Below are 13,497 nucleotides of genomic sequence, written 5' to 3'. Positions count from 1 at the left end.
CGCCAGAAACCGCTCAAGTCCATCGCGAACCGCGCCGATGACAACCCAGCGGTTGAACTCACTCCGGCCAAGTCTTCGTCGACTCGGCTCACTGCTGGTCGCAGTGGGAGCTCTCGCTTTGGGCCTGCGGACGAGCGCCCAGGTCGCCATCACCTCGGTCGACTACGGCACGACCACCAACACCACCGATCGCACCGCCGGAAACCTGACGTTCCTCAATCAATTCACGAACGTCGAATACGTCTCCTCCTCGCTCGGCACCTACGCGATCAATGGCACCGCCGCCAGCTCGGTGTCTTTCCGCCGCAATACCGGCGCCGGCAATCCGAACACCGCCAACGTATTCTATCAGTATTCCTCCACCAATTCGAACAACGGCACCACCACCGCCTCGGTCTACGGCAAAGGCGACTCGAGCCCCACCCTCTCGGAAGTGATGCTCAGCAACGACCTCACCCAAGGCTTGCGGAATCCTTTCGCCAACGGCTCCGGCAGCGAAAATTCCAACATCGAGCGCATCGATTTCTATTTTTCCGGCGGCTACACGGTGAAGGAAAACGATGCCATCGTGCTCTTCGACCTCGAAAACTACGGCGACCACGGCGACGGCTTCCGCGTCGCCGCCTACACCTCGGTCGGCACGGTCAACGGCGTCTCGAACGCCCCCACCGCCTACGCCAACTCCGGCCTGCTCGTCGAGCCCGGCACGATGGGCGACGCGGTCGACACTCCCACCGGCACGAACGCGCGCTATCTGCTCTCCACCTCGACCAGCGGCGACAGTCTCACCAGCAACCAGTCGATCACCTCGCTCGACTACAATTCCGGCACCCCCGGCGCCAACGACCTCTACCTCGTCGGCATTTTGATCCGCTTCACCGACCTCGGCCTCTCCGTCGGCCAGACCATCTACGGCTACTCCCTCATGGCCGGCGACGTCACCGCGTCCAGTGGCAGCGACTTGGTCAACTGGAACAACTCCTCCGTCTACTCCACCGACACCGACTCCAGCACGTGGGGAAACGCCGATTTTGCAGCTTTCGGCGGCACGATCGCCCGTGCCGTGCCCGAATCCCAATTCTATGGCGGCGCCCTCCTCTCCTTCGGAGTCCTGATCGGTGCCCTTCATAAAAGACGTCGAGCGAGTCGCAAAATCCTATCTCCAAGTAGGTAAGGAAATAATTCGCACAGAAATTCAGGCACATACGGCCCCAGAGAATCAGAGATTATCCCGACTTAATCTGGGTGTTTTCACCTATTTAATTGACTAGACCAAACGGCCCCCGCATACGAGGGGCATGGAATTCAGCCGCCCGCCTCTCCGCCTTCGCCGCGCCCTCTGCGCGAGCTTGGTCGCGGGCGCGCTCGCTCTCCGCGCCATCGGACAGGTTGCGGTGACCGCCGTCGATTACGGCACCACGGTCGACACGACGAATCGCACCGCCGGCAACATCACCTACAACAACACCTACACGCCCGTCGAATACATCTCCAGTTCGCTCGGCACCTACAACTTCAACGGCCCGCTCGCCAGCGCCGTGAACTTCCGCCGCAACACCGGCGCCGGCAATCCGAACAACTCGACCGTCTTCTACCAATACTCGTCCACCAGCGGCGGCAGCGCCACCGTGCTCGGCAAAGGCGACACCACACCAACGCTTTCCGAGGTCATGCTCAGCAACGACCTCTCGCAAGGCCTCCGCAACCCCTTCGCGAACGGCTCTGGCTCCACCAACTCGAACATCGAGCGCATCGATTTCTACTTCGCCGGCGGCTACACCGTGCAGGAGGGCGACGCCGTCGTCTTCTTCGACCTGGAAAACGTCGGCAATTTCGGCGACGGCTTCCGCATCGCCGCCTTCACGTCCGTCGGCACCGTCAACGGCGCCACCAACGCGCCCACCACCTACGCGAACACCGGCCTGCTCATCCAGCCCGATACTTTCGGCAATCCCGTCGCCACGCCCGACGGCTCCAACGCCAAATACCTCCGCTCCACCACCACCAACGGCGACAACCTCGCCAGCGGCCAATCCATCGCCACGCTCGACACCAACAGCGGCACGCCGAACAGCAGCGACCTCTACCTCGTCGGCATTCTCATCCGCTTCACCGACCTCGGCCTCTCCGTCGGCCAGACCATCTACGGCTACTCCCTCATGGCCGGCGACGTCACCGCCAGCACCGCGTCCGATCTCGTGAATTGGAACAACAGCGGCGTCTACCGCACGGACACCGACCCGACCACGTGGGGCAACATGGATTTCATGGGCTTTGGCGCACAAATCTCCCGTCCCGTCCCCGAGCCCTCGACCTACGGCGCCCTTCTCCTCGGCGCCGGCCTCGCGATTTTCGGCCTCCGTCGCTGGCGCGCCCAGTCCGGTAAACCGGCCGCGCTCTGAGCGGCCTATTTTGCAAGCGGCTTCAGCAGCGCGAATTTCCCGCTCGCCGCCGGCTGGATGAACTTGCGGCGGAACAACGTCACGCGCGCCCCGTCGCCGAGCACCGCGGCGATCTTCTCCGCAAAACCGTCCGGCGCCACCGCATCGGCGACATACTGCAACTCCCACCGCTGCTCCGAGACCTGCACGAGACTCCAGTGCCAGCACTGGAACTCCGCCGGCATCACCTGATCGACCTCGAACGCCGACACGACGACGCCATCGCCGCGCGTGTGCAGATCCTTCTCGCGTCCGAGAATCCGGTAGCCCGTCGCCGTGCGCCGCACGATGTCGCCCGTGTGATAACGCAACAGCGGCATCGCCACGCGATCGCGCGTCGTCACGTAGATCTGAAACGCGTCCGGATCCGACTCCGCGCGCCACGGCGCGAGCTCGATGAAACAGTTCGCCTCGACCACCCGCAGGTTATCACGGAACGCATCGCCCACGAAAAGATAACCCGCCTCGGTCGAGCCGTAGAGATCGACCTGCGCCGCGCCCGGGAACGTTTCCGCGATGCGCCGGCTGTGCTGCAGGCTCGCCTTGCCGTAGGTGAGAATCACCGTCTTCACGCTCGGCACCGCGATGTGCCGGCGCTTCAGCGCGCGCGCGAGCAGCGAGAGATAAACCGGCTCACCCTCGAGCACCTCCGGCTGCACCGCCTGCAACTCGCGCACGATGCGCTCCCATTCGCCCTCGGGGAACGCGAACGGATCGCTCGAGAGATTGAGGTAGACCGTGCCGTCGAAATACCGGTGCGGAAACGGATGGTCCTCGTAAGGGCAGAGATTACTCGAGCAGCCGACCGGCGCGAGGACGCACTTGCGATACGGCCGGTCGACATACTGCGCCAGCACCGGATGTGCGAGATAGGCGCGGCGCGTCTGCGCGTTCCACCAGCCATCTTCCATCACGACCGTCATCGGCCCGCTCGTCGTGCCCGAGGTGTGCTCGTATTCGAATTTTTTCTGCGCGAATCCCCGCTCGATCTCGCGATAGTCCGCGAAGAACGCCGTGTGCCCGCGCTGCACGATCTCCTGTTTCGTCAGCGGCGGGATCTCGCGATAGCACGACCACTGCAACGCTTCGCGGTGCAGCGGGAAACGCTCCGCGTAGAGTGGGCTGCGCGCGTAGATCGCGCGGATTTCGTTTTCGAGCGTCGCCGGGAGGCGACAGTCATCCACCTCGCCGAGCGAGTCGGTCGAGTTGGCGAACGCGGGCGTGGACACGGCGCTTTCCATTGGGGATGGCGCAGTAAAAGCCGCCCCGGGTTAATGTCAAACGACGCACCCGTCCTATTCGCCGCGCCGGAAATCAGCCGCCCTCGCGAGCGGACAGGACAGTTTCGCTCTCGCCGCGCGCCACGAGCGACGCACCGCCCGTGCGATTCACTTTCCGCGCAATTTCTCCCAATGCGGACGAAACAGCAGCAACCCGTCGAGCACGAGCGAATGCGTGATCTCGCCGCGATAGGCGCGCGCATAGACCTCCTCCACCGGCAGCGCGAGAATCTCGAATTCCTCGTTCGGGTCCCACGCGAGCTCGCTCGTGCGGCGCGCGTTCTCGACCAGCACGAGATGGCAGCGATTGGTCTGCATCGCGGGATTCGGATGCACCGAGCCGAGCAGGCGCACGTTCTCGCCGACGTAACCGGTCTCCTCCGCGAGCTCGCGCACCGCGGCCGCGAGCGGCGCTTCGCCCCGCTCGATCACGCCGCCGGGAATTTCGAGCGAGATGTCGTTCGTGCCGAAGCGGAATTGCCGCACCAGCACGATCTCGTGCTGCGGCGTGAGCGCGACGACGTTCACCCAGTCCGGCGCGTTGATCAGGAAAAAATCGCGCGGCGCCGGATGCGTCGGGTGCTGGAAATCCACGCTCTCCACGTCGAAGATGCGCGTGTGCGCGACAGGACGCGCTCCGAGTTTTTTCCAGCGCTGCGGTTTTTCCGGTGAACTCATCGGCGCAGAAAAAGGCGCGCCACGCCGAGTGACAAGCGGCGAGTGCTCCGCCACGCACCGCAGTCGCGCGCCGCACATCGCCACCGAGCGGACGCACTTCGCCGACAAGGCACGGACTCCGCTTCGCGCCGAGAACTCGTCGCGTTCACCGAATCCGCTACCTCACGTCACTTCTTCGCGGCTCGGCTCGGAAAACAAAAAAGCCCCCGCTCGCGCGGAGGCTTTTTGAAATTGATCGATGGATCCGCTTACTTGCCGGCCGGCAGCTTGATCTTCTGGCCGATGTGCATCTTGTTCGGATTCAGGCCGGGATTTTCGGCGAGGAGCGCGTCGACGCTGGTGCCGAACTTGCGCGCGATGGCGGAGAGGCCGTCACCCTTGGCGACCGTGTAGGTGCCGTCGGCGTTCTTGACACCCGTCGGAGCGGCTTTGCCGCCCTTGCCACCGGCGACCGGAGCGGGCTTCTTCATCGCCTCTTCCATCTTCGTCAGCTGCGCGCGGATGGCGCCGATCTCGGTGCCGACCTGGTTGAGGGCGTTCTGCACGCCGTCGCGCAGATTCTTCATGTCGCCCTCGGTCTTGGAGGCGTTCGAGCGGACCTCGTTCTCGATCGTCGCGATCTTGGCGATTTCATCGCCGTGCGCGGCCAAGGTCTTTTTGACCGTGGAAAGTTGAACCAAAGCGACCACGGCCAAGAGGAGGCCGATGACGCCGGTGAACGCGCCGATCATCGGCACGATATTGCTGGAGCTGGAGCTGCTATCGCGGGAAAGAGTGTCCATTTGGTGAGAGAGTGAGGAAACTTGTGTAGGAGGGGCCTCCCAGTGAGGCAAGAAGCATTTGTTCACAGAATCGTTCCCAAACCCACTGGCGCTCCGCCACCTGCGCAAACCCGCCGCATCTACGCCAAAATCCGCGACACTCACGCCGCCGGCGCGCGCTCATGCAAGCAGTAGCCGACGCCAGCACTCCGTGCCGCACAGCGTGAAACTTGGTCGGGGCGGCGAGATTCGAACTCGCGACCTCCTGGTCCCAAACCAGGCGCTCTACCAGGCTAAGCTACACCCCGGCGACCGGCCGACAGCGGAGTCCATCCCGTCGCGATAGTCAAGGGGGAGGCGCTGGCGCGGTTCCTGCATTTCGCGTCGGCCCGCCTCCCGTGATCCTTATCCCGCTCGGCTCGACACTGGGTTCCCATCGAGAAAAGGCGTGCAAGAAAATCACCGCTCCATTACCAACTCCTCAGTCGTGGATTTTGGCCTCTTCGACTGACAACGCACACTTCTCGCCCCCTCCGTCATGTCCCCCGTTTCGTTTTTCCGCCGCACGCTCGCACTCAGCACAGCTTTGATGGCAATTTCCACCAGCGCGCAAACGGCTCTATTGACCTACTCGTTCACGGGAAACACTGCGTCACCGACAACAGTAGATTCTAATCTCACAGGCAGTGCCATGAGTTCGTTGGTGGGTTTGACAGTGAGCAATTCTAGCCCCGTATCATCTGGCTATACAGGAGCATCCGGTAGCTACTACGGCGCTGGCGGCAACGGATGGGGTAGCACAGGGAATTATTTCGAACTGACCATAACTCCGGCTGCCGGACAAACTGTGACCATAACCACTTTATCGTTCGGATACAAAGAAAGCAGCACCTCTGGTCCTACTGCTTTCACTCTCAAGTCTAGTGCCGATAATTACGGGAGCGCGATTGCCACAGGCTCGTTCGTTACAGCTGACACAAATTGGCATGCTACCGGATCGACCTCGATAACCTTATCGGCGTTTTCAAGCGCAACGACGCTTCGCATTTACGCGACAGGAGCCGCAAACAACACTCCCACGCTTAAAATAGACGACTTGATCATTAGCGGTTCTACGTCCGCCTCCGCCGTTCCTGAGCCGTCCACCTACGCCGCCCTTGCCGGTGCCTGCGCGCTCGGCGGCGTGATGTGGCACCGGCGGCGTCAGCGTGTGCTGGCACTCAAAAACTAAGACGCTGTAGCTCGATCCTCATTTTCTGCCCGCCGGTTTTCGGCGGGCTTTTTTCTGCCCCCAGCACCCCTCACGTCGTCGCGCGGCACCTTTTCGGATAAAGGTCGACGACCCGTGCCTGACCGCGCTGGGGCGACAGCCTCATCCCTCCGCTCACGCACGCCCAACAAAAAGGCGGCCCGTGGGCCGCCCTGCTTATCGCTTAAAGCTTTTCGCTTGCCGCTTCGTTCAGCCCTTCGGCTTGAACTCCACCGTCGGCGCGGCGGTCGTGGCGGGAGCGGCGGGTTTGCCGGCATCGAGCTGCGCGCTGAGCGCGAACGCACGCTGCGCCCAGAGGCCGTTAGCCTCGATCTTCTTCACGTCCTCGATGGCCTTCCTGGCATCGTCGGCGCGACCGGCGTCCTTCAGGAGCACGGCGAGATGATAGGCGGCTTCGGCGCGGGTCGCGGCGACGGCTTTGGTGTCCGCGCTGATGGCCTTGAGCGCCGCCTCGCCGGCGGTGCGATCGCCGCCGGCGATCTGGCTCATGGCGGCGCCGAGCTTGGCGCGCGATTTCAGCGCGTCGCTCGCGAGCGTCTCGGTCGCCTGGGTATAGTTGGCGGCGGCGGACTTGAAATCGTTCTTCGTGTAGTTGTCGTCCGCGACGCGCAGCAACGCGACGCCGGCGAGCGCGTGGCCCTTGTTCGCGGCCGCGAACTTCGCGAGCGAGCCGACATTGTCGCCCGCCTTCACGTATTCCTCCTGCACGCTCTGTTCGTGCGACGTCTGGAACCATTGCCAGCCTTCGCGGCCGATCAGGCCGAGCAGCACAGCGGCGACGAGGACGAGGACGAACGAGCGGTTCTTCTCCCAGAAGGTCTGCACGTCGGCGGCGAAAGCATCGGCGCCGGCGGGCGGCGGCGGGTTGGCCGGGTCATGCGGGGGAGTGGCGGAAGGGACGTTGCTCATGGGAATCGCGCAACATGGGGAACGCCGGGAGCGCGCTCAAGCCCGGAATCGGGGCGCGTCGCGGGGGCGACGCGCCAGTTGAAGTTCGAAGTGTAAGTTTAAGTAGTCGGCGGCCGGCCGTGAGGTGGTCGCCCCGCCGTCCCGGCGGCGACGACAGGAGCGCCGGTCACCCAATCGCCAAGCGTCGCTGGGGACAGCGACGCCCACCTCTTAAACTTCAACTTTCCTCTTCAACGGGCGGCGCCTCGCGCCGCCTCAGTCGAACACCACCGTCTTGCGGCCGAAGACGAGGACGCGATTCTCCAAGTGCCAGCGCAGCGCCTGGGCGAGGACGAGTTTTTCGAGGTCGCGGCCCTTGCGGATCAGGTCTTCGACGCTGTGGCGGTGGGTGACGCGCGCGACGTCCTGATGGACGATCGGGCCGTCGTCGAGCACGGCGGTCGCGTAGTGCGCCGTGGCGCCGATGAGCTTCACGCCGCGTTCGTGCGCCTGGTGATACGGCCGGCCGCCGGCGAAGGCAGGCAGGAACGAATGGTGGATGTTGAGCACCGGCTTCGCGAACGCCGCCAGGAAATCCGCCGAGAGCACTTGCATGTAGCGCGCGAGCACGACGACATCGGCTTGCAGGCGGCGCAGCAACGCGAGTTGGCGCGCCTCGGCTTGCATCTTGGTGTCGGACGTGACGGGCAGGTGGAAAAACTTCAGCCCATAGCCACGCGCCGCCGCGGCGAGATCGCGGTGGTTGGAGACGACGCCGACGATCTCGCAGGGAAACTCGCCCGCGCGCCAGCGGAGCACGACGTCGTGGAAGCAGTGGTCGGCTTTCGACACGAAGAGCGCCACGCGCGGACGATGCGTGGAATCGGACACGCGAACGTTCATGCCCAGCTCATCGCGCGCGTAGGCGAGAAATGCCTTCTCCTCCGCCGCGGGCTTCGCGCCGGCCGGAGGCACCCATTCGATGCGCTGGAAGAAAATGCCCTCGTCCTCGTCACGGTGCTGGTCGGCGTGGAGGATGTTGCCACCGCGCTGGAAAATCCAACCGGACGCGCGCGCGACGAGGCCGCGTTGATCGGGACCGTGCAGCAGGGCGATGAGGGTGAGAGGATTTTCGGCGGACATGACCGCAAGGCTAGACAAGCGCACGCGGATTGGGGAGCGGCGCGCGTGTCATGCTTCTTGGGCCGACGGTAGGGACGCTGGCTCTCAAGCGCCCCTATTCGCTGAGCCGGAGCACCGACGAAAAACAAAAAGCGCGTCGGGGCCGACGCGCTCGAAGCAGGGAAGACCGAAGCAGCCGGCTCAAACCATCGGCGTGGTGTTGTGGCGGTATTGCTGGATCGGGCGGACGCCGACTTGGAGATTTTTCATCGCGCGGATGCCGTTCAGCGCGGCGCGCGCGCCGGTGAGCGTGGTCGACATCGCGACGTTATTGGCGAAGGCGGCGGCGCGAATCGCGTTCTCGTCGTGGCGCGGGATCATGCCGCGCGGCGTGTTCACGACGAACTGGATCTCGCCGTTCTTGATCATGTCGACGCAGTTCGGGCGACCTTCCGCGAGTTTGAAGACCGGCTGCACCGCGAGGCCGTGCGATTGGAGGAGCTTGGCGGTGTTCGTCGTCGAGCAGACGGTGAAGCCGAGCTCGATGAAACCCTTCGCGAGTTCGACGACGTGCGGCTTGTCGGAGTCCTTGACCGAGATGAAGACCTTGCCCTTGAGCGGGAGCGACGGCTTGGCGGCCATCTGCGTCTTCGCGTAGGCGATGCCGAGGTCGTCGTCCATGCCCATGACTTCGCCCGTCGAACGCATCTCGGGGCTGAGCATGATGGCGGCGCCGGGGAAGCGGTTGAAGGGGAACACGGCTTCCTTCACGCACCAGTGCTTAGGCTGAATTTCCTGCGTGAAACCGAGGTCCTTGAGTTTCGCGCCGGCCATGACTTTGGCGGCGAGTTTCGCGAGCGGCACGCCGATGGCTTTGGCCACGAACGGCACCGTGCGCGACGCGCGCGGATTCACTTCGAGGACGTAGAGTTGGTTGTCCTTGATCGCGAACTGGACGTTCATCAGGCCGACGACCTTGAGCGCCTTGGCGAGCGCGTAGGTGGCCGAGCGGACGGTGCCGAGCATCTCCTTCGAGAGCGTGTGCGGGGGCATCACCATCGCGGCGTCGCCCGAGTGCACGCCGGCATACTCGATGTGCTCGAGCATGCCGCCGACGAGGGTCGTCTCGCCGTCGCTGATGCAGTCGACGTCGAGCTCGATCGCGTCCTCGAGGAACTTGTCGATGAGGACCGGCTTGCCCGGCATGACGGCGAAGACTTGATGCGCGACGTCGCGCAGTTCCGCCTCGCTGTAGAGGATGAACATGCCGCGACCGCCGAGCACGAACGACGGGCGCACGAGCACGGGGTAACCGAGCTCCGCGGCGCACGCGATCGCCTCGGGCTCGGACATCGCGATGCGGTTGTCCGGCGACTTGAGCTTCAGCTGATCGAGGACGGCGGCGAAGAGCTTGCGGTCCTCCGCGGTATCGATGCTTTCCGGCGAGGTGCCGATGACGTTCACGCCGCGCGCCTTCAAGGCGCTGGCGAGATTGAGCGGCGTCTGGCCGCCGAATTGAGCGATCGCGCCGACGCAGCCTTCCTGCTCGTAGATTTCAAGGACGTCCTCGAGCGTGAGCGGCTCGAAGTAGAGGCGGTCGGAAGTGTCGTAGTCAGTCGAGACGGTTTCGGGATTCGAGTTCACCATCACGGTCTCGAATCCCGCCTCGCGCAGCGCGAACGACGCATGCACGCAGCAGTAATCGAACTCGATGCCCTGGCCGATGCGGTTCGGGCCGCCGCCGATGATCATGATCTTCTTATTCTGCGAAGGCAGGATCTCGTTCTCGTCGCCGTAGCTCGAGTAGTAGTAGGGCGTGAAGGCCTCGAACTCCGCGGCGCAAGTGTCGACGAGGCGGTAAGTCGTGTTGACGCCCGCCTTTTTGCGTGCGGCGCGCATCGTGTCGAAATCGACCTTCAGCAAATGCGCCAGCTGCGCATCGGAGAAGCCGAACTGCTTCGCGCGCTTCAGCGTGCGCTGGTCGAGCGTGGCGAGCGACAGCGTCTTGAGATGCTGCTCCATCTCGTGGAGTTCGCGCAGCTGGTGCAGGAACCACGGATCGATCTTCGTGAGATTGAAAATATCGTCGACCGACATGCCGGACATGAACGCCCAGCGGATGTAGTAAACGCGCTCGGCGTTCGGCGTGCCGAGTTTCTGGCGCAACGTGGCGTCGTCGGGCAGTTCGTCGTGGCCGTATTTGCCGCCGCCGCCCCAGCCGCGCGCGCCGGTCTCGAGCGAGCGCAGGCACTTCTGGAACGACTCCTTGAATGTGCGACCGATCGCCATCGCCTCGCCGACCGACTTCATCGCGGAGGTGAGCGTGGTGTTGGCGCCGGGGAATTTCTCGAAGGTGAAGCGCGGGATCTTCGTGACGACGTAGTCGATCGTCGGCTCGAAGCTCGCGGGCGTGAGGCGCGTGATGTCGTTGCGCAACTCGTCGAGCGTGTAGCCGACGGCGAGCTTGGCGGCGATCTTCGCGATCGGGAAACCGGTGGCTTTCGACGCGAGCGCGGACGAGCGCGACACACGGGGGTTCATCTCGATCACGACCATGCGGCCGGTCTGCGGATCGACGGAGAACTGGATGTTGGAGCCGCCGGTCTCGACGCCGATCTCGCGGATGACGGCGAAGGAGGCGTCGCGCATCACCTGGTATTCCTTGTCGGTGAGCGTGAGCGCGGGCGCGACGGTGATCGAGTCGCCGGTGTGCACGCCCATCGGGTCGAAATTTTCGATCGAGCAGATGACGACGCACTGGTCCTTGTGGTCGCGCATGACCTCCATCTCGTATTCCTTCCAGCCGAGGAGGCATTCCTCGACGAGGACTTCATGCGTCGGCGAAGCCTCGAGGCCGCCGGTGACGATCTGCTCGAATTCCTCGCGGTTGTAGGCGACGCCGCCGCCCGTGCCGCCGAGCGTGAACGACGGACGGATGATGAGCGGAAACATGCCGATCTCGTCGGCGGCCTTGCGGGCGTCCTCGAGGGTTTTCACCGTGCGCGACTTCGCGCAGTCGAGGCCGATCTTGAGCATCGCCTCCTTGAAGAGCTGGCGGTCCTCGCCCTTTTCGATGGCGGGCGGTTTCGCGCCGATCATTTCGACGCCGTATTTCTCGAGAATGCCGGCCTTGTGGAGCTGCATCGAGAGATTGAGCGCGGTCTGGCCACCGAGCGTCGGCAGCAGCGCGGAAGGACGCTCCTTCGCGATGATCTTCTCGAGAATCTCGACCGACAACGGCTCGATGTAGGTGACGTCGGCGAACTCCGGATCGGTCATGATCGTGGCCGGATTGGAGTTCACGAGAATGACTTTGTAGCCCTCCTCCTTGAGCGCCTTGCACGCTTGGGTGCCGGAATAGTCGAATTCGCAGGCCTGGCCGATGATGATGGGGCCGGCGCCGATGATCAGGATGGATTCAAGGTCGGTGCGTTTGGGCATGAGCGCAGATTTCGGCGAGGGTTGGGCCCGGGTTTGGGCGCGGCAAGAGGGAAAAGTTCAGGCCCGCGGCATACCGTGCGAGCAACCGAGGACTGAGGACAGGATACGGAGGACGGAGAGCTAAAACCGGGGCAGAAAGGCGGAAAAATCGCGTAAACTGCGGAAGATCTGCGGCGAAGCACACCGCTGCGCAGCCTGGCGCGTTGGCCGCCTGCTGCCCTCGGCTCTCCGTCTACGGTCCGCTGTCTTCTGTCCTCCGTTTTCCGTCTTCCGCCCTAAGAGACGGGACGTCAGAGCAGCTTCGTCGGATCGATGCCGAGGACCTTGGCGGCCTTGGCCTTGTCGCCGCCGCAGGCATGGAGCACGCGGGCGACATATTGTTTTTCCTGGCCGGCCAGGTAGTCGGCGAGCGACGGCCAATCCTTCAACTCGTGGATGCGGAGCGGCAGTTGGGCCGAAGTGATCACGCGCGCCTCGGCGGCGGAAATGACTTGGGAAACGACCTGGGTGAACTCGACCAGGTTGCCCGGCCAGCGGTAGGCTTTGAGCGTGGCGAGGGCATCGTCGGTGAACTCGATCTGGCGCGCGTCGAACTGCGGATTGGCGGCTTTCGCGGCGGCGTCCTTGAGGAGCAGCGGGATGTCCTCGATCCGCTCACGCAGCGCCGGCATGTGCACGGGCAACGCGGCGATGCGGTAGAAAAGTTCCTCGTTGAAGCCGCCTTCCTCGGTGAGTTTCTCGAGATCGACCTCCGAGGTGCAGATCACGCGCAGATGCGGCGCATGCGTGCGGAGGACGGAAACCAGTTTTTCCTGCGACTCGGGCACGAGACACTGGACGTGCTGGAGGACGAGCGTGCCGCCCTTGGCCTGTTGCACCCACTTGCCGCCAGTGCCCTCGGTGCCGAGGAGGCCATCGTGCAGCGTGGCGGCGTCGAGGAGCTTGCAGTCGATGCTGATGAGTGGGCTGCCGGCGGGCGAACCGGCGAGATGCAGCAACTCGGCCGCGATCTCGTGTCCGCTGCCGAGCTCGCCGCTGATGAGCACGGGCGCGTGCGCGGTGGCGAGTTTCTTGAGCTGGGTGACGAGGCGTTTGATCTTGGCGCTCGCACCGACGAGGCGCGCATCGAAGTCGCCCGCTTGGGCGGCGCCACCGCCGGCGCCGCGTGCGGCTTCGCGCTCGGTGACGACGCGCTTGAACTCCACGCCGCGCTTGAGGGTTTGGATGAGCTCGTCGACGCGGAAAGGTTTCTGCAGGTAGTCGAACGCGCCGAATTTCAACGCCTGGATCGCGCTCTCGGTGCTGGCGTAGGCCGTCATGATAATGATGACGGCAGCGGGGTCGTATTGCTTCAGCTGCTTGAGCAGCGTGATGCCGTCCATCGGCTTCATGTCGATGTCGGCCAGCACGAGGTCGAATTTCTCGGCCTTGTAGCGCACCATCGCCTTCTCGCCGTCGGTCGCGAACGAGGTCGCGAAGCCGGTCGGCTGGATGACGGCCTCGAGCATCTCGTGAATCGAGATGAGGTCGTCGACGATCAGAATGGAAGGCATGGGCGAGAGGGTCCGTGACTTTGCGGAGCGCCCACGGTGCACGCAAGCGGGTTTCGGTCAACC

10 protein-coding genes and 1 tRNA gene are annotated in these 13,497 nt (G+C 64.0%); 3 read left to right on the top strand and 8 right to left on the bottom strand.

Annotated features, from left to right (window positions below; all coding sequences use genetic code 11):
• The first annotated feature begins 103 nt into the window (after positions 1–103).
• Entirely contained in the window at positions 104–1,174 is a 1,071-nt protein-coding gene (locus KF715_13815; protein MBX3737768.1) for a hypothetical protein, read from the top strand.
• Positions 1,175–1,298: 124 nt separating this feature from the next.
• On the top strand, positions 1,299–2,402 hold the full coding sequence (locus tag KF715_13810; protein MBX3737767.1) for a PEP-CTERM sorting domain-containing protein: 1,104 nt from the start codon (positions 1,299–1,301) through the stop codon (positions 2,400–2,402).
• Positions 2,403–2,407: 5 nt separating this feature from the next.
• Here KF715_13810 and KF715_13805 read toward each other — a convergent pair whose 3' ends face one another.
• The 4 genes from KF715_13805 to KF715_13790 form a co-directional block, all read right to left on the bottom strand.
• The gene (locus tag KF715_13805) at positions 2,408–3,670 is read right to left on the bottom strand and encodes a CoF synthetase (protein MBX3737766.1); all 1,263 of its coding nucleotides are present in this window, start codon (positions 3,668–3,670) and stop codon (positions 2,408–2,410) included.
• A gap of 159 nt (positions 3,671–3,829) precedes the next feature.
• Positions 3,830–4,399, bottom strand: coding sequence for an NUDIX hydrolase (locus tag KF715_13800; protein ID MBX3737765.1), 570 nt, complete (start codon positions 4,397–4,399; stop codon positions 3,830–3,832).
• 248 nt (positions 4,400–4,647) lie between these two features.
• Positions 4,648–5,181: a LysM peptidoglycan-binding domain-containing protein gene (locus KF715_13795; GenBank protein MBX3737764.1), complete on the bottom strand. Its 534-nt coding sequence runs from the start codon at positions 5,179–5,181 to the stop codon at positions 4,648–4,650.
• A gap of 210 nt (positions 5,182–5,391) precedes the next feature.
• Positions 5,392–5,468, bottom strand: a tRNA-Pro gene (locus KF715_13790).
• Between the two features lie 230 nt (positions 5,469–5,698).
• Here KF715_13790 and KF715_13785 point away from each other — a divergent pair.
• Entirely contained in the window at positions 5,699–6,391 is a 693-nt protein-coding gene (locus KF715_13785; protein ID MBX3737763.1) for a PEP-CTERM sorting domain-containing protein, read from the top strand.
• A gap of 228 nt (positions 6,392–6,619) precedes the next feature.
• On the opposite strand, the gene KF715_13780 is transcribed toward KF715_13785, so the two are convergent.
• From KF715_13780 to KF715_13765, 4 genes are all read right to left on the bottom strand, one after another.
• Positions 6,620–7,339 carry a tetratricopeptide repeat protein gene (locus KF715_13780; protein MBX3737762.1) on the bottom strand — a complete coding sequence of 240 codons (720 nt, stop codon included), beginning with the start codon at positions 7,337–7,339 and terminating at the stop codon, positions 6,620–6,622.
• A gap of 255 nt (positions 7,340–7,594) precedes the next feature.
• On the bottom strand, positions 7,595–8,461 hold the full coding sequence (purU, locus tag KF715_13775) for a formyltetrahydrofolate deformylase (protein MBX3737761.1): 867 nt from the start codon (positions 8,459–8,461) through the stop codon (positions 7,595–7,597).
• Between the two features lie 180 nt (positions 8,462–8,641).
• Complete coding sequence (carB, locus tag KF715_13770) at positions 8,642–11,881, bottom strand: carbamoyl-phosphate synthase large subunit (protein ID MBX3737760.1); 3,240 nt, start codon at positions 11,879–11,881, stop codon at positions 8,642–8,644.
• Positions 11,882–12,171: 290 nt separating this feature from the next.
• Positions 12,172–13,434, bottom strand: a complete 1,263-nt coding sequence (locus KF715_13765; protein MBX3737759.1) for a sigma-54-dependent Fis family transcriptional regulator — start codon at positions 13,432–13,434, stop codon at positions 12,172–12,174.
• Between the last annotated feature and the right edge of the window lie 63 nt (positions 13,435–13,497).

The organism is Candidatus Didemnitutus sp. (genome assembly GCA_019634575.1).
GTDB lineage: Bacteria > Verrucomicrobiota > Verrucomicrobiia > Opitutales > Opitutaceae > Didemnitutus.
Note: the sequence above shows the minus strand (reverse complement) of the source record. Positions and strands in the feature narration are given on the sequence as shown.

Coding starts and splice junctions, on each gene's coding strand:
- KF715_13795 (MBX3737764.1), bottom strand. CDS start 5,181: ATGGACACTCTTTCCCGCGATAGCAGCTCCAGCTCCAGCAATATCGTG.
- KF715_13765 (MBX3737759.1), bottom strand. CDS start 13,434: ATGCCTTCCATTCTGATCGTCGACGACCTCATCTCGATTCACGAGATG.
- KF715_13780 (MBX3737762.1), bottom strand. CDS start 7,339: ATGAGCAACGTCCCTTCCGCCACTCCCCCGCATGACCCGGCCAACCCG.
- KF715_13810 (MBX3737767.1), top strand. CDS start 1,299: ATGGAATTCAGCCGCCCGCCTCTCCGCCTTCGCCGCGCCCTCTGCGCG.
- carB (MBX3737760.1), bottom strand. CDS start 11,881: ATGCCCAAACGCACCGACCTTGAATCCATCCTGATCATCGGCGCCGGC.
- KF715_13800 (MBX3737765.1), bottom strand. CDS start 4,399: ATGAGTTCACCGGAAAAACCGCAGCGCTGGAAAAAACTCGGAGCGCGT.
- KF715_13785 (MBX3737763.1), top strand. CDS start 5,699: ATGTCCCCCGTTTCGTTTTTCCGCCGCACGCTCGCACTCAGCACAGCT.
- purU (MBX3737761.1), bottom strand. CDS start 8,461: ATGTCCGCCGAAAATCCTCTCACCCTCATCGCCCTGCTGCACGGTCCC.